Raw genomic sequence first — 20,882 nt, 5'->3', positions numbered from 1 at the left:
CCCGAGGAGGCGGCGGGGCGGCCGCCCCCTGCAGGTGTTAGCCGACGAGCTCGGGCTGGGCGACGACCGTCGTACGGCGGGCGGTGGGGATCGCCAGCGCTAGTACGACGGCGGCGGCGGAGAAGGCGGAGAGCAGCAGGAAGGTGTTGGTGAAGCCGGACTCGGCGGGGAGGCCGGACGGTTGGAGGTGGCCGGTGATGATGGAGCTGGCCAGCGCCGTACCGATGGAGCCGCCGATGGTGCGGATGTTGGCGTTCATGCCGGTGGCGGCGCCGGTGTGTTCGCGCGGAACGCTTTGGACGATGAGGCTGGTCATCGAGGCGTAAGCGAGGCCCAGGCCGATGCCGAAGATGGCGGTCGAGATGGCGACCTGCCACGGCTGGTCGTGGAACTCGGCGAACATCAGCGACGCGACGAGGCTCAGCGCGGAACCGCTGATGACCTGCAGTTTCACCGGGAAGTACGGCGCCAGGTGGCCGCTCAGCGAACCGGTGACGGCCATCGTCACCAGCATCGGGAGCATCAGCAGGCCGGCCTCCGAGACGGTCGATCCGAACCCGAAGCCCGCCACGGTCGGGATCTGCATGAACTGCGGCACGAAGGCGTAGACCGCGAACATCGCGGCACCGAAGAGCAGCGCGACCAGGTTCGTCGTCCAGACCGCCGGCAGCCGCATCATGCGCATGTCGATCAGCGGGTTCTTCGACCGCAGCTCCACGCTCACCCAAGCAGCAGCCAGTACGACGGCCGCCGCGAACAGCCCGATGGTCCGGAAGGAACCCCAGCCCCACGAGCGTCCGCTGCTCAATGGGAGCAGGAGTGCGATCAGCCAACTCGATAGCAGTACGGCGGCCAGCCAGTCGATGCGTCCGGCCGAGCGATGCGGTGAGGCCGGGATGAAACGCCGTACCAGCACGATGGCGACGATCAGGACAGCGAGCGGCAGCCAGAAGAGCCAGCGCCAGCCGAGGTTCTCGACGATCGGACCGGCGAGCACAATGCCGAGCCCACCACCCGCAGCGATGATCGCCGAGACGACGCCGACGGTCGCGGGGACGCGTTCGGCCGGGAACTCGTCGCGGATGATCCCGAACGAGAGCGGGACGACGACGCCACCGACGCCCTGGATGACGCGGGCAATGATCAGTACGCCGATGGTCGGCGCGAGGGCGGCGAGCAGACAGCCGATCGCGAGGGCGACCAGTCCGATCAGGAGCGTACGGTCCTTGCCGTACATGTCGCCGACACGTCCGAGCAGCGGCGTCGAGACCGACAGCGAGAGCAACAAAGCGGTGAACACCCAGGTGGCGGTCGCCGGAGTGGTGTGCAGATCGTGCTGGATCACCGGTAGCGCGGGGCTGACCAGTGACTGCAGCATCGAGAGCGCGGCGACGACGGTGGCGAGCACCGCGAGCGTGAGCCGCGAGGAATGTCCAGGCATGCCAAAGTCCTTCGAAAGAAGTGTGGAGTTTCTCGGCCTGGTAAAGTCGAGGTATACCTCCACTATAGCGGAGGCATACCTCCGGTATCAAGATGAGACGGTGACCCCATGGCGACGGACACGACCAGACCCGCCCTCCGGGTCGACATCAAGCGGCCGCAGCGCGCGGACGCCCGGCGGAACTTCGACGCCCTGCTGACCGCCGCCCGCGACGCGTTCGCGACCCGCGGCGTCGAGGCGTCCCTCGAGGAGATCGCCCGCCAGGCCGGGGTCGGCATCGGCACGCTCTACCGGAACTTCCCGACCCGCCAGGACCTGCTGAACGCGGTCTACTTCGGCGAGATCGAGGAGCTCTGCATCGCCGCCGAGGACGTCGCGGACCTGCCTCCGTGGGAGGCGCTGACCAGCTGGCTGCAGCGCTTCGTCGCGTACGTCGCGACCAAGCGCGCGATCTGGGAGTCGCTGAACCGCGACACCGACAGCTTCCGCGAGGCCCGCGCGGCGATGTACGCGGCCGGCACCCCGCTGTTCGAGCGCGCCCAGGCCGCCGGCGAGGCACGCACCGACGTCTCCTTCGACGACCTGCTCCGGATGGTCAACGGTCTCACCGGCGCCGGTTTCGTCGACGACGCCCAGCGCGACCGCGTCCTCCAGATCGCCCTCGACGGCGTCAGAGCACGATAATCAGGGCCCGCTAGCGCAACAGGGAGAGCGCGACTCCGTCGAGGATGTCGTGCTCGGAGACGATGACCTCGCCGACCGCCATCCGGTCGTAGAGGCGCTGCAGGATCAGCGCGCCCGCTCCGATCACATCCACCCGGCCTGGGTGGATCGCCGGGTTCTGGATGCGCTCCGCCTTGGTCGAGCGAGTCAGCCAGTACGACGTCTCGCGCAACTGCGGTCCCGAGATCCGCGCGTGGTGGATCTTCGCCGAGTCGTATTCGACCAGCTTCCCCACCACCGCAGCAACCGTCGTGACCGTCCCCGCCACCCCGATCAGCGCCCGCGCCGCGGTAACCGGCACGGTCGTCGTGTCCAGCAGCGCGTCGATGTCCTTGGTCGCGGCCGCCAGCTCAGCAGCCGTCGACGGATCAGTCTTGATGTGCCGCTCGGTCATCCGCACCGAACCGACATCCAGCGACTCAGCTGCCAGCACTCCCGACGCGTCCCCGAGAATCAGCTCGGTCGACCCACCGCCGATGTCCGCGACCAGGTAAGGACCCGGTACGGCGAGCGCTCCGAGCCCGCCCGTGGCTCCCCGGAAACTGAGCGAGGCCTCTTCCGCACCGGAGATGATCTCCGGCTGGACCCCGAAGCGCGCGGCGATCCCGGCGAAGAATTCGTCCCGATTGCTCACGTCCCGTGCGGCGGACGTCGCCACGAAGCGAGTCCGGACCACGCCGGCCGCGCGGATCACATCGGCGTACTCGTCGGCAGCCTTGAACACCCGCTCCAACGCCTCCGGAGCGAACCGTCCGGTCGCGTCCACGCCCTGCCCGAGCCGAACGATCTGCATCCGCCGGTCGATCTGTTGCAGCCCGCCATCAGCGCCGCCGGAAGCGATCAGCAGCCGGATCGAGTTCGTGCCGCAGTCAATGGCTGCGACCCGCTCAGACACAGGGCCCCCGGCGACCCCAGTCCTCCAACGCATCGAGCGTCTCGTCGCCGAGCGGGTTCACTCCGCGCCCAGCCGCCAGCGAGTGGCCGGCCAGGACGTGCAGGCACTTCACCCGGGTCGGCATCCCGCCCGCGCTGATCCCGTCGATCTCGTCGACGTGCTGGATCGACTCCCGGTGCGCGAGATACGACTCGTGCGCGGCCCGATAAGCCTTGGCCAGCTCAGGGTCCTCACCGAGCCGGTCGGTCATCTCCTTCATCACGCCGTCGGCCTCGAGCGTGCCGATCGCCGACGCCAGCCGCGGGCACGTCACGTAGTAGGTCGTCGGGAACGGCGTACCGTCCGGCAACCGGGGCTCGGTCTCGACCACGTCCGGCAGGCCGCAGCTGCAGCGGTGCGCGATGGACCGGATACCGCGCGCGGTCCGGCCGAGCTGCTTGCCGACGGCCTCGATGTCGTCGGGGCTGACGCTCAACGGATCACCTTTCGGGCGAGGGGGTCAGGATCGGTTTCGGCGTCGGTGCCGTCGGCCGCTTCGTCGGTGCCGCCGGTGGCTTCCCGGCGCCTTCGACACTCCCCCACAACTTCGTGTACCAAACCGGCTTCGGAGCCTCGTCGCCCGGCTCCACCGGGGCGCCCGGCTCCGGCGGTGCGCCGAGCGGCTTGCCGTCGGCACCGATCACCCGGTAGCCGACCTCACCCGGCATCACCCAGCCGAGCCGCTGCCGCGCCTGCGCCTTCACGAACGCGTCGTCGTTCCAGCGGTCGATCTCGTTCTGCAGTTCCGTGACCCGCTTCTCGCGGTCGTGGATCTCCTGGTTCAGCGCGGTGATCTGCTGGTGCTGGTCGAACCACACCCGCAGGCTCTGCGCGTACGACACGATCAGCGCACCGAGCACGAGCAGTACGACGGCCGCCCGGCCAGTGAGGTTACGGGAGCCTCGGGTCCGGACCGGGCCGGCGCCCGCCGAAACCGCCGGACGGCGTTTCGGCTGGTCACCCCGACGGGCCGGTGGACGCGTCTGGGTACGGCTGGAGGGCCGTGATCCTGGACGTGCACCGGATTCCCGTCGGGACGACATGTCTTTTCTCCTGCGTCAGCCCTGGTAGCGAGGGAAGGCCGAGCGACCGGCGTACACGGCCGCGTCGTCGAGCTCCTCCTCGATCCGGAGCAGCTGGTTGTACTTCGCCGTCCGGTCGGACCGGGCCGGGGCGCCGGACTTGATCTGGCCGCAGTTGGTCGCGACCGCGAGGTCGGCGATCGTGGTGTCCTCGGTCTCGCCCGAGCGGTGGCTCATCATGCAGGTGAAGCCGTTGCGGTGGGCCAGGTCGACCGCGTCCAGGGTCTCGGTCAGCGAACCGATCTGGTTCACCTTCACCAGCAGGCTGTTCGCGGACTTCTCGTTGATGCCGCGCTGCAGCCGCTCGACGTTGGTGACGAACAGGTCGTCGCCGACGATCTGGATCTTGTCGCCGAGCTGGGCGCTGAGGTTCTTCCAGCCTTCCCAGTCCTCCTCGTTCAGCGGGTCCTCGATCGACACGATCGGGTACGACGCCACCAGGTCGGCGTAGTAGGCGATCATCTCGTCGGCCGACTTCTTGCCGCCCTCGAAGGCGTAGACGCCGTCGGTGTGGAACTCGCTGGCCGCGACATCCATCGCCAGGGCGATGTCGGTGCCGAGCTTCAGGCCGGTCTTCTCGACCGCGACCGCGATCAGGTCGAGCGCCTCGCGGTTGCTGGCCAGGCTCGGCGCGAAGCCGCCCTCGTCGCCCAGACCGGTGGACAGGCCGCGCTCCTTCAGGACCGCCTTCAGCGCGTGGTAGACGCTCGCACCCTGCATCAGGGCCTCGCCGTACGTCGCGGCGCCGATCGGCGCGATCATGAACTCCTGGACGTCGACGTTGCTGTCCGCGTGCGCGCCGCCGTTCAGGATGTTCATCATCGGGACGGGCAGGACGTGCGCGTTCGGGCCGCCGACGTAGCGGAACAGCGGCAGGCCGGAGCTGTCCGCGGCCGCCTTCGCGACGGCGAGGCTGACGCCGAGGATGGCGTTCGCGCCCAGCTTGGCCTTGTTCGGGGTGCCGTCGAGGTCGAGCAGCGCGTGGTCGATCAGCCGCTGCTCGTGGACGTCGTACCCGACGATCTCCTTGTCGATGTCCTCGAGGATGGCCGTGACGGCCTTCAGGACACCCTTGCCGCCGTACCGGGCCTTGTCGCCGTCCCGGAGCTCGACGGCCTCGAACTGACCGGTGGAGGCACCCGACGGCACAGCGGCCCGGGCAACGGTGTCGTCGTCGAGGAGAACCTCGACCTCGACAGTGGGGTTGCCGCGCGAGTCGAGAATCTCGCGGGCGCCGACGGCCTCGATGGTGGCCACAATTGACTCCCAGGTTTCGATGACGAATCGGCTCCGAGCCTAGCGGTGAGACCACCGGGCAGGGTGGACCGCGTCCACGATCGCATCCGGCGGGACCTCCCGAACCAGCAACACCCCGTTGGGCGCCCGATACACGGCCAACTTAACGGGATTCACACCTAGCAGCACCTCCGCCCGCGGCCGGTGGCTCCGATCGGCCGCCAGATGGACGTGTGTCCGCCGCCCAGGCTTGAGTCCCTCACGCTGAATCAACGGAACCACACCCTGCGTAGTTCCGTGCCACAGGAGATCGGTGGGGTGAACCCGTTCCCAACTGTTCTCCAAAGCTTCACGGGTGACCGGCATTCCGGCGAGCGAATGCCCCTGACACGCCCGGATCCGCTCCCCGTCCACCTGCAACCGCTGTTTGTCGTTCTCCTCGACCGCTCTGTCGAGTCGCGCTCGGTCCAGCTTGAGGATCTTGAGTACGTCGGCGATCGCGGCCCAGCCGTCAGCACTCATCGCGAGTCCACGCTCACCCGCGGTGTGCCGGAGCAACTTCGACAACGCTCGGCTGTCGGTGCTCACAGCATCAGCTTCTTGAGCTCGTCACCACGATCGCCGCGGGTGATCACGTAGTACCGGATCGGTGGAAGGTCCTTCACTGGGATCTTCCGTACGGCGCTCGTCGTGCGCACCGAGCCGTTGACGACCGCCGGACCGACCCCAAGCTTCACGAAGTGGACCAGCAATTCCCACCCCTCCGCCTCGACCGCAACTGACCACCGCACGCCCTGGTCCAGCAGCGCTCGCTCCAACTGCTCGCGATGCGGCCGACCTTTCGGCGGTACGACGAGTGTCTCGTCCTGGAGGTCCTTCAGCCGGACGGTACGGCGCTTGGCCAGCCGGTGATCGGACCGGGTGATGAGTGTCTGCGGATACTGACCCAGCAGTTCACAATCGAGGTCATCCGGTGGGATTCCGAGCGCGGTCACGCCGACGTCCGCCGTACCGGCTCTTAATGCCTCCAGCGTGCGCGACGCATCGCCGGTGAGTAGTCGCAGCTCGCGGCCCTTGCCGACGTACCGGCGGATCGGTTCGCCCAGCAGGTAGAGGTAGGCGCCGGAGCCGGCCATCAACACGGTCGGCCTTGGCGGCGCGGCACCCAGGGTGCGGAGAAAGTCCGTCGCCCGGTCGGCCTCTTCGTTGGCATACAGCGCGAGCCGCTCGCCCGCATCCGTCAGGTGTAGCAGGCGTCCACACTTCACATACAGCTCGTGACCCAGTCGCTCCTGCAGCTTGCGGATCCGGGTGTGCAGAGCGGGCTGACTCACGTGCAGCTCCTCGGCAGCCCGCGTGAAGTTCCGGTGTCGCGCGAACGCCGCGAACACCCGCAGATCCTCAGCCACCAGAGTCATCGTGGAAAACTATAGCTCTATCGACAATTGCTAGTTCCGTTGAAGTTCTGCAGTGTCGACCCTGGAACCATGAACAAACTAGGTATCGACATCGGCCGGGTGATCATCAACGGCACAACAGGTCCCGGCGACACGTCGTTCTTCGCCGGCGACACCACGGCGATGCTCCGGACTCCCGCCGTACCGGATGCTTTCGACACGATCGCTCGCCTGGTGCCGCGGTTCGCCGACACCTGGCTCGTCTCCAAGTGCGGTCCGCGGGTTCAGGCCCGGTCGATGGAATGGTTGCGGCACCACGACTTCTTCGATCGCACCGGCATCGCCGCGGATCACGTCCGGTTCTGCCTGCGTCGGCCCGAGAAGGCCTTGCACTGCGCGGATCTCGGGCTGACCCATTTCGTCGACGACAAGGCCGACGTGATCGCCGCCGTACGACCGGTCGTGCGGCACGCCTACCTCTTCAAGGACTGGGCCTCCACCGAGGCCGCGATCCTGGAGTCACTCGCCCCGGCGGTCTCCGCACCTCGACCTTGAGCACCCACCAACCAGTCCGGGGCCGCAGATGTGGCTGAACCGTGCTCAAGGTGCCGCTGGCGACGCGTCAATCGGCGTGAGCTTCAAGGACTGGGGAGGATTACCCTCCGGATTCGGCACGAAATGCTCCCCAGACCGACGTTGAGTCCTTCACGCCGCGAAAACCGCTCACCCATCGGCGCCGCTGGTGGCCTGAGACAGGAACTGGTGGCCGGAGACCCATCACCACATGTCTCCGCCCGCCACATCCTGTCTCCGGCCCCTAATTCCCTGCCCGCGCCACTACTGGTGGCCGGAGACGGTGGAAGGTCAGGTGGGGGACTCGGCGGCGCGGATCTGGTTGGTGAGGTGGAGCAGGGTGGTGCGGAGGGCTTGTTCGGCGTCTACGCCTTGGGCGCGGGCTTCGCGGACCAAGGCCAGGAGTTCGGCGCCGATGCGGGACTGGGCGTCCGGGGTGGGGAGCGCGGGGTCCGCGGGGAGGACCTTGGCGGCGCGGCCGAGGATCTTGTCGGCTAGGGCCAGGGCGGGGAGGGCGGTGGGGATGCCTTCGAGGACGGAGGAGCGCTGCTTCTCGGCGGCCTTGATCGACTCCCAGTTGGCTTCGACCGCGGCTGCATCAGCGGCGTCGACGGTGCCGAAGACGTGGGGGTGGCGGCGGATGAGCTTGTCGACGATGCCGCCGGCGACGTCGTCGATGGTGAAGGTGCCGTCGTCCTCGGCGATGCGGGAGTGGAAGGCGACCTGCAACAGCAAGTCGCCGAGCTCTTCGCGCAGGTGGGTGCGGTCGCCGGTGTCGATCGCCTCGAGGGTTTCGTAGGTCTCCTCGAGCAGGTACTTCGCGAGGCTCTCGTGGGTCTGCTCCTGGTCCCACGGGCAGTTGCGGCGCAGGCGGTCCATCACGCGCACGAGGTCGATCAGGCGGGCACCGGGGACGTCGTACGAGCCGTGCAGGATTTCGACCTCGTACGGCGGCCGCGGCTCGTGGTTGAGTTCCTCGGCGACGAGGCGGAGCAACCCGGGTTCGCCGTCCTCACCGACCAGCCACACGACCCGCTGACCGTCCGAGGCGGCGGCGGAGAGCCAGGCCCAGTGCTCACGGACGTCGCCGACGACCGTGGTCACGACGAACCCGGAGCCCACGATCGCCTGCACATCCGGGCGCACCCGAGCAGGTCCTTCGACCGACGACCCGCCGTCAGAGCCGATCAGGTCGGCGGACGACAGGGCCGTCCACGCGACCCGCGTCAGGAGACCGGGTGCGACCCGGGGGCTGGTCAGGACAACCGTGATCGACCCACCGGGGGCACCGGACATCAGTGAACCTCTTAGCCCTGGGGCTGCTGCTGTTGCTGCTGGGCCTGCTCGCCGGCCTCGCGCTTGGCCTTGGCCTGCGCGGACTCGTCGGACAGCGAGCCGGAGGCCTTGCCGTCGATGGCGCCGTCGGTCCACTTGCCGAACCGCGGCGAGATGTCGACGGTGATGTTCTTCGAGGCGTCCTTGACCACGGCCAGGCCGGCCTGCTGGGCCGCCTGCACCTTCGGGTCGGTCACGCCGGTACCGCCACCGAGCTTGATGGTCGCCACCGCGGTCGCCGCCACCTGGGAGAGGAAGTCGCGCGCCACCGGGTCGGCCTCGAACTTCTGGTACGCCGTCGTGTCCCGGACCACGAGCTTCATCGCGGCCGCGATCTCGGCGTCGCTGACCGTCACCGAGCGCTGGTCGCGGACCTCCTTGACCAGGGCGTTGTTGACCAGCTCGCTCAGCGTCACGCTCGTCTCGAACGGCTGGCCGAGCGCGTCGGACACCGCACGCGAGGTCTTGTCGACGTCGCCGACGCTGATCTCGGTGCTCCCGACCACGGCCGCCGCACCCGGGTGGGTCCCGGCCGCACAGCCGCTCGCCAGCAGCACCGTGGCAGCAGCCACACCGAGAGCCTTAAGCGCTCTGCTCACCGAAATCTCCTCGCATCTCCAGTCGACATCACGCGGGCACCACGACCGGCTCGGCGACAATGTCGTCGATCAACCGGGTACACCATTGCAGCAGCTCCTGGTCGCGGAGCGGCTGACCGCCGATCTGCCGGGTGGCAGGTCTCGGCACCAGGATCGTACGCAGTTGCGGCTTGACCAGACTCTTCGGGTACAGCCTGTTGAGCCGCAGCACCTTCGAATCGGCCAGATCCACCGGCCCGAACCGGACCAGATTCCCCTGCAACGTCACGTCCTGCAACCCGGCCTGGCGCGCGTGGTTGCGGAACTTCGCCACCTCGATCAGGTTCAGCACGGGCTGCGGGATCTCGCCGTACCGGTCGTGCAACTCCTCCACGAGCTCGGCGATCCCAGCAGCATCCCGGACGGCGGCCAGTCGCTGGTACATCTCGAGTCGCAGCCGCTGCGACGGCACGTAGTCGTGCGGAAGGTGCGCGTCGATCGGCAGCTCGATCTTGACCTCGGGCTCCTCGGCCGGGGTGTCGCCCTTGTACTCGGCCACCGCCTCGCCGACGAGCCGCACATACAGATCGAATCCGACGTCCGCGATGTGCCCGGACTGCTCGCCGCCGAGCAGGTTGCCGGCGCCGCGGATCTCGAGGTCCTTCATCGCCACCGCCATACCGCCACCGAGATCGGCGTGCTGCGCGATCGTGGCCAGGCGGTCGTGCGCGGTCTCGGTCAGCGGCTTCTCCGGCGGGAAGAAGAAGTACGCGTACGCCCGCTCGCGCCCACGACCGACGCGCCCGCGCAGCTGGTGCAGCTGCGAGAGCCCGAGCAGGTCGGCCCGCTCGACGATCATCGTGTTCGCGTTCGAGATGTCGATGCCGGACTCGACGATCGTCGTACAGACGATGACGTCGGACTGCTTCTCCCAGAAGCCCTGGATGACCTGTTCGAGGGCGTGCTCGTTCATCTGGCCGTGCGCGACGGTCACCCGGGCCTCGGGCACGAGCTGGCGGATCCGCGCGGCGGCCTTCTCGATCGTGTTCACCCGGTTGTGCACCACGAAGACCTGGCCCTCACGCAGCAACTCACGACGGATCGCCGCGGTCACCTGGCCCTCTTCGTAGGCGCCGACGAAGGTCAGCACCGGGTGCCGCTCCTCCGGCGGGGTCGCGATCGTCGACATCTCGCGGATGCCGGTGATCGACATCTCCAGCGTGCGCGGGATCGGCGTCGCGGACATCGTCAGCACATCAACGGCAGTCCGCAGTCTCTTCAGCTGCTCCTTGGCCTCGACACCGAACCGCTGCTCCTCATCGACGATGACGAGGCCCAGATCCTTGAACGCCACCTCGCCCGACAGCAGCCGGTGCGTACCGATCACGACGTCGATCGACCCGTCGGCCAGCCCGTCCAGCGTGGCCTTGGCCTCCTTGTCGGTCTGGAACCGCGACAACGGAGCCACATTCACCGGGAAAGCGGCGTACCGCTCGGCAAATGTCGCGTAGTGCTGCTGCACCAGCAGCGTCGTCGGAACCAGTACGGCGACCTGCTTGCCGTCCTGCACCGCCTTGAAAGCAGCCCGTACGGCGATCTCGGTCTTGCCGTATCCGACGTCACCACAGACGATCCGGTCCATCGGCATGACGCGCTCCATGTCGCGCTTCACGTCGTCGATGGTGGCCAGCTGGTCCGGCGTCTCCACGAACGGGAACGCGTCCTCCAGCTCACGCTGCCACGGGGTGTCCTTGGCAAAAGCGTGTCCCTTGGTCGCCTGGCGTGCGGCGTACAGCTTGATCAGCTCGCCGGCGATCTGCTTGACCGCCTTGCGTGCGCGGCCCTTGCGCTTGGCCCAGTCGCCGCCGCCCATCTTGTCCAGGCTCGGCTGCTCGCCGCCGACGTACCGGGTGACCTGGTCGAGCTGGTCGGTCGGCACATACAGCCGGTCGCCCGGTTGACCGCGCTTGCTCGGCGCGAACTCGATTACGACATACTCGCGCGTCGCCTTCTGCGAGCCCGTCCCGACGGTGCGCTGCATCATCTCGACGTACCGGCCGACGCCGTGCTGTTCGTGCACGACGAAGTCGCCGGGCTGCAGCTCGAGCGGGTCGACGGCCTTCTTCCGGCGGCTCGGCATCCGTTGCTGGGAACGGCGTTCGGCCGCGGACCGCTGCCCGGCCAGGTCGTTCTCAGTCAGTACGGCGAGCTTGATGCCGTCGGCAATGAACCCGTGATCGAGCGCACCCTGCGAGATCAGTACGACGCCAGGCGCGGGCACCGAGTCGATCCCCTCGACCGCGCGGGCCGGGACCTCGGCCTCGGACAGCAACTCGGCCAACCGCTGCGCCGGGCCCTGTCCCTCGGTCACGCAAACAACGCGCCAGCCGTCGCGCAGCCAGCCGCGGACATCCTCGACCGCGGCCGCCGTCTCACCGCGGTACGGATCGACCTCGTGCGCCGCGACCACCCGGCTCCGGACGGCACCGGCCTCGGTGTCGATGTCGAACGAGACCCGCGCACCCATAGAGTCGCGCAGCTCGGGCCCGTCGTCGGTCGGCGCCGCCGAGAACGGCGACATGCTCCACCACGCCAGGCCCTTGCTCAGCGCGTGCGACCGGACGTCACCGAGTGAGATGTACGCCGCAGCGCCCAGATCGATCGGCGCCTCGCCACCACCAGCCGCAGCGGCCCAGGACGCTTCGAGGAACTCCTGGCTCGTCGCCACCAGGTCGTGCGCTCGCGCGCGAACCCGCTCAGGGTCGCTCACCACGACATGCGTGCCGGCCGGCATCAGGTCGACCAGCAGCTCCATGTGGTCGACGAGCACCGGAGCCAGCGACTCCATGCCCTCGACCGCATGCCCCTCGGCGAGCTTCTCGAACAGCTCAGCCAGCGTCGGGTGTTCCTTGGCCAGTACGGCGGCGCGCGACCGGACCTCGTCGGTCAGCAGCAGCTCGCGGCACGGAGGCGCCCACAGACCGTGCTCCGCGATCTCCAACGACCGCTGGTCGGCGACTGCGAAGTACCGGATCTCTTCCACGTCGTCACCGAAGAAGTCCACCCGCAGCGGGTGCTCCTCGGTCGGCGGGAAGACGTCGATGATGCCGCCGCGGACCGCGAACTCACCGCGCCGCTCGACCAGGTCGACCCGGTTGTACGCCGCGCCGGACAGCCGCTCGACGACGTCCTCGAGCTCGACGGTGTCACCGACGTGCAGCTGCACCGGCTTGAGGTCGGCCAGCCCGGCGACCTGCGGCTGCAGGACCGACCGCACCGGCGCGACCAGGATCTTGATCGGCCCGGTCGTCTCGTCCGACGGGTCCGGGTGCGCGAGCCTCCGCAGTACGGCGAGGCGCCGGCCGACCGTGTCCGACCGCGGCGACAGGCGCTCGTGCGGCAGCGTCTCCCAGGCGGGGTAGTAGGCGACCGAACCGGGCTCGACCAAGCACTGCAGCGCCTCGGTCAGCTCCTCGGCCTCGCGGAACGTCGCGGTGACCGCGAGCACCGGGCGATCGGCCCCTCGCTCGGCCGCCAGCGCGGCCAGCAAGACCGGTCGGATCGGGCCGGGCGCGGCCAGGTCCAGCGCCGTGACCACGTCCCCGCGAGCGTCACGGACGGCCTCGGCCACCACCGGATCGGTGACCAGGGTGTCGATCAGACCGCTGAGTTTCACGAGGGTTCGTCCATTCAGGTGTTGTAGAGCCCTTGGGTTGTTTCCAGGCCCGCCGTCATCAGCGATTCCACGGCATCCGCGGTCCGGTCGACGGCGAACGGGAGGTCCTTGCGCTCGGCCGAGGAGAACTCGTTGAGGACGAAGTCGGCGGGGTTCTGCCGGCCCGGTGGACGACCCACACCGAACCGCACTCGATAGTACTCACCGGTGCCAAGGGATTTTCGCAGCGACTTGAGCCCGTTGTGCCCGTTGTCCCCGCCGCCGAACTTGGCCCGCAGGACCCCGAAGTCGATGTCGAGCTCGTCGTGGACGGCGATCAGGTTGGCCGGGTCGACCTTGAAGAACTTGAGCAGGCCGGAGACCGGGCCGCCGGACTCGTTCATGTACGAGCGCGGCTTGGCCAGAATGGTGCGGAGCCCGCTGATCCGGGTCTCGATCACCTCGGCCTTGACCTGCTTGTGCTGCTTGAAGTTGCTGCCCGTCCGGGCGGCCAGCTCATCGGCCACCAGCTGCCCGATGTTGTGCCGGGTCCGGGCATACGAAGGGCCGGGATTCCCCAGCCCGACGACCAACCACACGTCGTCCGCCACGGATCCCGGCCCTCCTACAGTCTCTTTACTGCAGTGTCTTTACTGCGGCAGTGCTATCAGGCGGGAGCGGCGGTCGGCTCGTCGCGAACGACGCCCGCCCCGGCCTCGGCCTCGGCCATCTCGGCGTCGACCTGCTCCGCGGTGCTCGCGGTGGTGATGTTCACGATCAGGGTGTCCGGGTCGACGGCCAGCGTCGTACCGGCCGGGAGCTTCAGGTCGGAGGCGTGGATCGCCGTACCGGCCTCGAGGCCCTCGATGCTCAGGACGACACCGTCCGGGATGTGGGTCGCCTCGGCCTCGACCAGGATCGACGCGTTCTCCAGCACCACCAGGGTGCCGCCGACGGCCTCACCCTCGAGGTGGATCGCGATGTCGACCTCGACCTTCTCACCGCTCTTCACGATGACCAGGTCGACGTGCTCGATGGTGCCCTTGATCGGGTCGCGCTGGACCTGCTTCGGCAGCGCCAGCAGGCTCTCGCTGCCGGTCACCTCGATCAGCAGCAGGGCGTTGGCGGTCTTCAGCGCCAGCATGGTGTCGTGACCAGGCAGCGTGATGTGAACCGGGTCCGTGCCGTGGCCGTAGAGAACGGCGGGCACCTTGTTGTCCCGGCGGATTCGGCGGGCAGCACCCTTGCCGAACTCCGTGCGCGATTCGGCTTGGATCTTGACCTCGGCCACGAGATGAACTCCTCAGATGCGTTGCGGTGATCTGTTGACTGGCTGAAACTCGGCTGCGGCCTCAGCGGGCGCCTGCTGACACCGAGAAGGCATCAAGCAACGAACCACCGCGTCGATCACGGAGCCGCGCCCATCAGTTCTCGGGGGGCGTCCCTCGCCGAGGCAACCTCATTAGTCTACCCACGGGTGCGCTCAGACGAGAAATCCGGTCCCCGTGGTGCCGAATGACGACTTTTGGGCGTCATCCGGGCGGGAACTGACGGACCCTAATGAAAATGATTGTCGATTCAGATAAAGTCCGGCGCTGTGACCGCCACTCACTCCCGTCCAACGCTGCTGTCTGCCCTCCTGAGCCTCGTTCTCGGTGCCCTCTGCCTGCTCGTCCCTTGGACCGCCGGCGCTGCCGGTGTGCCCGAGGTGCTGCGTGCGGTCCACACCGACGCGCTCCACACGACGTACGACGGAAGTGCCTTGCGCCTGGCCAGTCGGGTGGGCACCGGCGACTACCGCGAGGCCGACCCGGCCGGTCTGATCTTCAACCTGGAAGACCGCGGCTCCGCCCGGATAGAACTCCCCGACCTACCGGCCTTTTCCTTCCTCGGTACGCCGGGGAGCACGGTCTGGATGGCGCCGGAATCCCAGGATCCCGAGCTGATCTGGCCGGGCTGGGACACCGAGACGATTCCTGCCGGTGCTTTGCGCGACGACACCGTCGACCTGACGCTGCTGAACGCCGAAGGGCCGGGTGCGGTCGAGGTCTTCTACAACTACGACGAGTTCACCGGTGCCGTACCCCGCGTCTTCAGCTCGGTCGACCCTGCCTACAAGACCCTGCACCAGCGCGTCGGCCGGCACGTGCACGCCAACTGGTCCTTCGCCGCGTTGGGCACCTACCACCTCACCTTCCAGGCATCCGCGGTGACGGCAGCGGGCACGGCAGTCACCTCGGGCCCCGTCACCTACACCTGGGTCGTCGGCCCGTACGAGCCGACCACTCCCACTCCTTCGGCAACACCGACCAGTACGCCGCCATGCGTGACCACGGTGCTGTCCGTCGGGCACGTGGATGTGGCGGCACGTACGGTCGGCGACCGGCTGCGCTTCCAGGTGAAGGACGGCACGCACGGAACCACTCCGGTATGGCGGGATCCGGCGACTGTCGCGTTCCAGGTGAAGCCCGAGGGTGACGAACTCGTCCCGGACGACCCGCGCTATCGCTTCCTCGGCTCCCCCGGCGCCACCATCTGGCAGATCCCGCAGACCCAGGCCGAGAACCTCCTCTGGGCCGGCTGGAACACCGAGTCCGTCGACTACAGCAAGCTGTCCGGCCCGGTCCACTGGTCCCTGGACAAGGTGGAGGGCCCCGGCAAGCTCGCCGTCTTCCAGTTCGACCAGTTCGGTGGCCCGCTCGTCTCCTTCGACAGCGGCAAGCAACTGCCCCAGTCGATCGCCCTGGCCGCCCCGACCCACGCCCACGGCAACTGGGCCTTCACGCACCAAGGCCTCTACCGACTCACCTTCACCTACTCCGCGACCACCAAGACCGGCCAGCACCTCACTGACACCGCCACTCTCCCGGTAGTCGTAGGCAACGACCTCAAGCCCCTCTGCCCGAGCAACCCGCCAACCACCACTCCCACCAAGCCCCCAACCACCCCGCCACCCAGCTCGCCCCACCCGCCAGCTTCGACACCCCCATCGGCGTCCACACCTCCGCCCGGCTCTCAGCCGCCTGGCTCCACGCCCTCTGGCCAGCCACCGGCTACCCCTCCGGGCTCGCCTAGCTCAACCCCCGCCTCCCCGGCCGATCGCCCCGGAACTACGCCCACCACTGCGCCGGGGAACCCGAAACCCTGCATCACCACAACCACCGCACCTCCGCCACCCGGCCCGTCCGGCAGCACGCCAACCGCACCGACACCGTCCACCACCCAGCCGGCCACCGCGAGCACCACGCTCTCGAACGGTCACGCGGACTACGCCGTACGGCTAGTTGCTGGTGCACTGCAGTCCCGCATCAAGGACGGCACCCAACCCGGTACGCCGGTCTGGCGTGACCCGTCCGCAGTCACCATCCGCCTCACCTCAGCAGCCGGTACCACCTCCCCCGGCGGCGCCTTCAGCTTCCTGGGCCCCAAGGGCACGCCCGTCTGGCAGATCCCCCAGACCCAGAAGCAGGGCGTCATCTGGCTCGGCTGGAACACCGAGGAGCTCAAACCCGGCCAGGTCCCGGGCAACACCGTCACCTGGCGCCTCGACAAGGTCACCGGCCCCGGCCGCGTCTCCGTCTTCGAGTTCAACTCGTTCGGCCAGCCGCAGATCGTCTTCAACTCCGCCGACGGCCTCCCCGACACCTACCAGATCCCCATCGGTACCCACGCCCACGGCAACTGGTCCTTCACCAAACCAGGCACCTACAACCTCACCTTCACCCACGCCACCCCCACCCAACACACCGCCTCCACCCTCAAGGTCGTAGTAGCCCCCGGCGGCGCCCGCTCCCTCCACCTTGAGCACCCCTCAACCACATCCACCCCCGCCAAATGGTCGAACGGTGCACAAAGTGCCGCGGAACGGCTGGTGGGTGCACAAGGTGCGGGGTCGGGATGTGGGTTGGCCGCGACCGGGGCCGACGTACGGGTTGGTTGGTTCGTGGCGGCGGGGCTGTTCATCCTGCTGGGCGCAGCACTGCTCGTGGCGACTCGGCGAGGTGCCAAGTGAAGCGGGCGATCGCAGCAGCGCTGTCGCTGACACTGCTGACCGGGTGCGCAGCCACGGCGGCAGGTAGCGACGGGAAGCTCAACGTCGTCACCACGACCGAGATCCTGGCCGACCTCGTCCAGCAGGTCGGGGGCAGCCGGGTGAACGCGTCGAGTCTGGTCCCGTCAGGCGGCGACCCACACTCCTATGAACCGACCCCGGCCGACGCCAAGCGCGTGGCCAAGGCAGACGTCACCTTCACCAACCACCTACTGCTCGAACCCCAGAGCCTCATCAAGACCATCGACGCCAACGCCGACAAGGACGCCCCCAACGTCTCCCTCGCCGAAGCGGCCGAGTCGTACGGCGCCCACGTCATCCCGCTCGTGGAAAACCTCGGCCTCGACGTCCTCTGGCTAGGACTCCGGGTGCGAGGGACAGGCAAGCAGCGAGGAGCAACGCGCACCTCGTCAGTCCAACTGGCAGCCACCAAACTCGACGGACCCGGCCAACTGGTCGCCTACCTCACCGAGTCTCTTGGCCAACCAGACCGCTACTTCGACTCCACCAACGGCCTCGACAAATCCGACAGTACGACGCTCCCACCCGCCGCCCACACGCATCTCAACTGGGCGTTCACCAAGCCGGGCATCTACCACCTGACTCTCAACGGCACTCTCGACAACAACGACGGCAAGCTCCAACCGCTCGGCCAAGGCACCTTCACCTTCGCGGTCGGCGTCGAACCCCACACCGTCAAACCAGCAGCCGGCGGCAAAGCGACCGTCCTCGCAGACGGCCACACGGACCTCACAGTCGACCTCGACTCCGGCCAGGTCTACGCCTACTCCGACGCGCACAAAGCCGGGACCCAGTCCCAGGTCCCCGCCGGCAACGTGGTCATCGACGTACCGAACAAAGCACTCGTCCCTATCCCGGACGACCCACGATTCGCGTTCCTCGGCAAGCCCGGAACGCAGATTCACCAACTCCCACAAGCCGTCCTGGGCAAGCACGTGCACGGCGAGATCGACCCGCACCTCTGGGAGGACGTCGCCAACGCCAAGGCCTACGTCCAGCTCATGCGCGACACCCTGATCTCGAAGGACCCGGACGGCAAGCAGACCTACGAGGCCAATACCAAGGCCTACCTCAGCAAACTCGACGAGCTCGACGAATACGTCCGTACGACGCTCGCCACCATCCCGCCCGATCGCCGCCAGCTCATCACCACCCACGACGCGTTCGGCTACCTGGCCTCGGCGTACGACATGACCGTCGCCGGCTTCGTGGTCCCGAACCCGGCCCAGGAACCCAGCGTCGAGCAGGTCCGCAAGCTGTCCGACACCATCCGCAACCTGCACGTACCGGCCGTCTTCACCGAGCCGAACCTCGCCCAGCGCGCCTCCGTCCTGATCCAGGTCGCCCGCGACCAGGGCGTCCAGGTCTGCTCCCTGTACGGCGATGCCTTCGACGACCACGCAAGGACCTATGCCGACATGATGCGCCACAACGCCGACGAGCTGAAGCGCTGCCTCGGAGCCACCAAATGAAGCTACTCGCCGCCCTCCTCCTCGCCGTCGCACCACTGGCGCCACAAGCAGAACCCGTTGTCATCAGCAACGGTCACGTCGACCTCGGACCGAAGTTCGTCGACGGCCGCTGGACGGTTCAGCTCCGCGACGACACCACCGACCCGGCCACCTGGCGCGACCTCGACGCGGTCGTCCTCCAAGCGACCGGCAAGGCGAAGGTCGCCGTACCGGATGATCCGTCGTACCAGTTCCTCGGCAAGCCGGGGCAGTCCGTCTGGGTGATCCCGCAGGTCCAGCAGGCCGGAATCGTCTGGCCTGGCTGGAACACGCAGGACACCGAGGTGGCCAGCCGGGTCGACCGCGAGGTCACCTGGTCATTGGAAGGCGTCCGCGGTCCGGGCGCGTTCACGCTGTTCCTCAACTCGGACTTCGGCAAACCGCAGCCCGTCTTCGACAGCCGCAAGCCGTTCCCGCAGCAGACCGGCATCGACGTCAACACCCACGTCCACGGCAACTGGACGTTCGATGCCCAAGGCACCTATCTCCTCGACGTCGCGATGACCGCCAAGCTCACCGACGGAAGCTCCGTCACCGATCGCCGAACCCTTCGCATCTACGCAGGTGACGGAGACGCCCGTACGGCGTTCGCCGCGCCGGCCGCGGTCCCAGCGCCTGAGGGCACTCGGGTCGAACTCTGGTGGTTCATCGCCGCCGCAGCCGTACTCGTCCTCGCGACCACCGGTGTCGTCGTAGTGCGGAGACGCCGATGACCGTCCTCACCGTCACTGACGTCGCCGTGGATCTGGGCGGTCGCCAGGTCCTCCACGATGTCTCGCTCAGCATCGCGGCTCGTGAACACGTCGGCCTGATCGGCCCGAACGGCGCCGGTAAAACGACCTTGCTCCGCTCGCTCCTCGGCCTCCTCCCAACCACCGCCGGCAGCATCACCATCGATGGCAAGACGCCGATGGAGGCGCGCGGGTCGATCGGCTATGTCCCGCAGCGCCATGAGTTCGTCTGGGACTACCCGGTCCAGGTCCGAACGGCGGTGATGACCGGTCGCACGCATCGCATCGGCTGGCTTCGCAGACCACGCCAGGTCGACCGCGACGCTGTACAGGAGGCTCTTGAACGGGTTGACCTGACCGACCTCGCAACGCGGCCGATCGGCGAGCTGTCTGGGGGCCAACGGCAACGAGTTCTGGTCGCCCGGGCGCTCGCGCTCAAGCCGAGTTTGCTGTTGCTGGACGAGCCGTTCACCGGTCTTGACGTACCGACGCAGGAGATTCTCACGCGGTTGTTCAAGGACCTCACTGCCAAGGACACCGCGATCCTGATGACCACGCACGACCTTCCGGCCGCGGCCGACACCTGTCATCGGTTGTGCCTGCTGAACGGCACAGTCGTCGCCGATGGTTCTCCGGACGAGCTGCGCGACCCGGCGATCTGGTTGCGCGCCTTTGGGGTCGCCCGGTCCGAACAGCTCTTGCACAGCCTGGGAGTGACCCGATGATCGAGTTCTTCACCGAACCGTGGACGCATGTGTTCATGCAGCGCGCGTTCCTCGTCGTACTGATGTCCGGCGTCGTCTGCGGAGTCATCGGGACCCATGTCGCGCTGCGCGGGATGGCGTTCATCGGGGACGCGGTGGCGCACTCGGTCTTCCCCGGGATCGCGATCGCGTTCGTCCTCAAGACCAGCCTGGTCCTCGGCGGCATCGTCGCGGGGCTGATCACCGCGCTGTCGGTGGCCGTGTTCTCGCAGAACCGGCGACTCAAGGAGGACACCGTGATCGGGGTCTTCTTCGCCGCCGCGTTCGGCCTCGGCATCGTGGTGATGAGTACGGCACCCGGGTACGGCGGTTCGCTGGAGTCGTTCCTGTTCGGATCGGTGCTCGGCATCGGCAACACCGACGTGATCACGGTCGCGATCGCGGGCGCCGTACTGCTGATGATCACCGGAGCGCTGCACAAGGAGTTCGTCACCGTCGGCCTGGACCGGGAGACCGCGCGGTCCGTCGGACTGCCGATCTTCTGGCTCGACCTGGCCATGTACGCGATGGTGACGGTGTCGATCGTGATCTCGATCCAGGCCGTCGGCAACATTCTCGTGCTGGCGCTGCTGATCACACCAGCTGCTTGTGCTCGGCTCCTGACTGACCGGATCGGCGTGATGATGCTGATCGCGCCGGTGATCGGCGCCGTGTCCGGACTGACCGGCCTGTACCTCTCCTACGCGTTCAACCTCGCCGCCGGCGGGTTGATCGTCCTCACCGCCACTGCGGTGTTCATCGCGTGCTGGGTGTTCGCACCCCGGCACGGCCTGCTCTCCCGTCGTACCTCACGTACACGGGTCTTGGTTTCCGCCTAAAACCGCTGAAAGGCAGTGTATTTTGAAAAAAC

Annotated in this window: 19 protein-coding genes; 7 read left to right on the top strand and 12 right to left on the bottom strand. The window is 67.9% G+C overall.

The annotated features are described in order from the left end of the window. Positions 1-37: 37 nt before the first annotated feature. Positions 38-1,441 (bottom strand): MFS transporter, encoded by a 1,404-nt coding sequence (locus ACFVWG_RS26480; protein WP_391546106.1) that lies wholly within the window; start codon positions 1,439-1,441, stop codon positions 38-40. 108 nt (positions 1,442-1,549) lie between these two features. On the opposite strand from ACFVWG_RS26480, the gene ACFVWG_RS26475 reads away from it, so the two are divergent. After that, positions 1,550-2,125, top strand: a complete 576-nt coding sequence (locus ACFVWG_RS26475) for a TetR/AcrR family transcriptional regulator (protein WP_391546105.1) — start codon at positions 1,550-1,552, stop codon at positions 2,123-2,125. 10 nt (positions 2,126-2,135) lie between these two features. On the opposite strand, the gene ACFVWG_RS26470 is transcribed toward ACFVWG_RS26475, so the two are convergent. The 6 genes from ACFVWG_RS26470 to ACFVWG_RS26445 are packed head-to-tail and all read right to left on the bottom strand — an operon-like array spanning position 2,136 to position 6,834. After that, positions 2,136-3,059: an exopolyphosphatase gene (locus ACFVWG_RS26470; protein WP_391546104.1), complete on the bottom strand. Its 924-nt coding sequence runs from the start codon at positions 3,057-3,059 to the stop codon at positions 2,136-2,138. Then, positions 3,052-3,534 (bottom strand): DUF501 domain-containing protein, encoded by a 483-nt coding sequence (locus ACFVWG_RS26465; RefSeq protein ID WP_391546103.1) that lies wholly within the window; start codon positions 3,532-3,534, stop codon positions 3,052-3,054. The genes ACFVWG_RS26470 and ACFVWG_RS26465 overlap by 8 nt, the downstream gene beginning before the upstream one ends. A 4-nt stretch (positions 3,535-3,538) precedes the next feature. After that, a complete protein-coding gene (locus ACFVWG_RS26460) occupies positions 3,539-4,141 on the bottom strand; it encodes a septum formation initiator family protein (RefSeq protein WP_391546102.1) in 603 nt (200 codons plus the stop codon). 15 nt (positions 4,142-4,156) lie between these two features. Beyond that, on the bottom strand, positions 4,157-5,437 hold the full coding sequence (gene eno, locus ACFVWG_RS26455) for a phosphopyruvate hydratase (RefSeq protein WP_391546101.1): 1,281 nt from the start codon (positions 5,435-5,437) through the stop codon (positions 4,157-4,159). A 39-nt stretch (positions 5,438-5,476) separates the two neighbouring features. Continuing rightward, positions 5,477-6,004, bottom strand: coding sequence for an RNA 2'-phosphotransferase (locus tag ACFVWG_RS26450; protein ID WP_391546100.1), 528 nt, complete (start codon positions 6,002-6,004; stop codon positions 5,477-5,479). Beyond that, entirely contained in the window at positions 6,001-6,834 is an 834-nt protein-coding gene (locus tag ACFVWG_RS26445) for a LysR substrate-binding domain-containing protein (RefSeq protein WP_391546099.1), read from the bottom strand. The genes ACFVWG_RS26450 and ACFVWG_RS26445 overlap by 4 nt, the downstream gene beginning before the upstream one ends. Before the next feature lie 69 nt (positions 6,835-6,903). Here ACFVWG_RS26445 and ACFVWG_RS26440 point away from each other — a divergent pair, with 69 nt between their 5' ends. Continuing rightward, positions 6,904-7,368: a hypothetical protein gene (locus ACFVWG_RS26440; RefSeq protein WP_391546098.1), complete on the top strand. Its 465-nt coding sequence runs from the start codon at positions 6,904-6,906 to the stop codon at positions 7,366-7,368. 309 nt (positions 7,369-7,677) lie between these two features. Here ACFVWG_RS26440 and ACFVWG_RS26435 read toward each other — a convergent pair whose 3' ends face one another. From ACFVWG_RS26435 to ACFVWG_RS26415, 5 genes are read right to left on the bottom strand one after another with little or no spacing between them, the layout of a single operon-like run. Further along, positions 7,678-8,682 carry a MazG family protein gene (locus tag ACFVWG_RS26435; RefSeq protein WP_391546097.1) on the bottom strand — a complete coding sequence of 335 codons (1,005 nt, stop codon included), beginning with the start codon at positions 8,680-8,682 and terminating at the stop codon, positions 7,678-7,680. Positions 8,683-8,693: 11 nt separating this feature from the next. Next, positions 8,694-9,320, bottom strand: coding sequence for a hypothetical protein (locus tag ACFVWG_RS26430; protein ID WP_391546096.1), 627 nt, complete (start codon positions 9,318-9,320; stop codon positions 8,694-8,696). 28 nt (positions 9,321-9,348) lie between these two features. Next, positions 9,349-12,975 (bottom strand): transcription-repair coupling factor, encoded by a 3,627-nt coding sequence (mfd, locus tag ACFVWG_RS26425; protein ID WP_391546095.1) that lies wholly within the window; start codon positions 12,973-12,975, stop codon positions 9,349-9,351. A 14-nt stretch (positions 12,976-12,989) separates the two neighbouring features. Next, positions 12,990-13,565, bottom strand: coding sequence for an aminoacyl-tRNA hydrolase (gene pth / locus ACFVWG_RS26420; RefSeq protein WP_391546094.1), 576 nt, complete (start codon positions 13,563-13,565; stop codon positions 12,990-12,992). 56 nt (positions 13,566-13,621) lie between these two features. After that, on the bottom strand, positions 13,622-14,245 hold the full coding sequence (locus ACFVWG_RS26415; RefSeq protein ID WP_391546093.1) for a 50S ribosomal protein L25/general stress protein Ctc: 624 nt from the start codon (positions 14,243-14,245) through the stop codon (positions 13,622-13,624). 306 nt (positions 14,246-14,551) lie between these two features. Here ACFVWG_RS26415 and ACFVWG_RS26410 point away from each other — a divergent pair, with 306 nt between their 5' ends. Genes ACFVWG_RS26410 through ACFVWG_RS26390 form a run of 5 tightly spaced genes read left to right on the top strand, consistent with a single transcriptional unit; the run spans position 14,552 to position 20,850 of the window. Continuing rightward, positions 14,552-16,966, top strand: coding sequence for a choice-of-anchor M domain-containing protein (locus tag ACFVWG_RS26410; RefSeq protein ID WP_391546092.1), 2,415 nt, complete (start codon positions 14,552-14,554; stop codon positions 16,964-16,966). Continuing rightward, complete coding sequence (locus ACFVWG_RS26405; protein ID WP_391546091.1) at positions 16,963-18,498, top strand: anchored repeat ABC transporter, substrate-binding protein; 1,536 nt, start codon at positions 16,963-16,965, stop codon at positions 18,496-18,498. The genes ACFVWG_RS26410 and ACFVWG_RS26405 overlap by 4 nt, the downstream gene beginning before the upstream one ends. Beyond that, positions 18,495-19,250, top strand: coding sequence for a choice-of-anchor M domain-containing protein (locus ACFVWG_RS26400; RefSeq protein WP_391546090.1), 756 nt, complete (start codon positions 18,495-18,497; stop codon positions 19,248-19,250). Before ACFVWG_RS26405 ends, ACFVWG_RS26400 begins: the two co-directional genes overlap by 4 nt. Beyond that, a complete protein-coding gene (locus ACFVWG_RS26395) occupies positions 19,247-19,993 on the top strand; it encodes an anchored repeat-type ABC transporter ATP-binding subunit (protein WP_391546089.1) in 747 nt (248 codons plus the stop codon). Before ACFVWG_RS26400 ends, ACFVWG_RS26395 begins: the two co-directional genes overlap by 4 nt. Then, positions 19,990-20,850 (top strand): anchored repeat-type ABC transporter permease subunit, encoded by an 861-nt coding sequence (locus tag ACFVWG_RS26390; protein WP_391546088.1) that lies wholly within the window; start codon positions 19,990-19,992, stop codon positions 20,848-20,850. The genes ACFVWG_RS26395 and ACFVWG_RS26390 overlap by 4 nt, the downstream gene beginning before the upstream one ends. Positions 20,851-20,882 lie beyond the last annotated feature (32 nt).

It is taken from the genome of Kribbella sp. NPDC058245, from assembly GCF_042882005.1.
Classification (GTDB): Bacteria; Actinomycetota; Actinomycetes; order Propionibacteriales; family Kribbellaceae; genus Kribbella.
The sequence above is the reverse complement of the archived record's forward strand: the minus strand, read 5'-3'. Positions and strand labels throughout refer to the sequence as shown.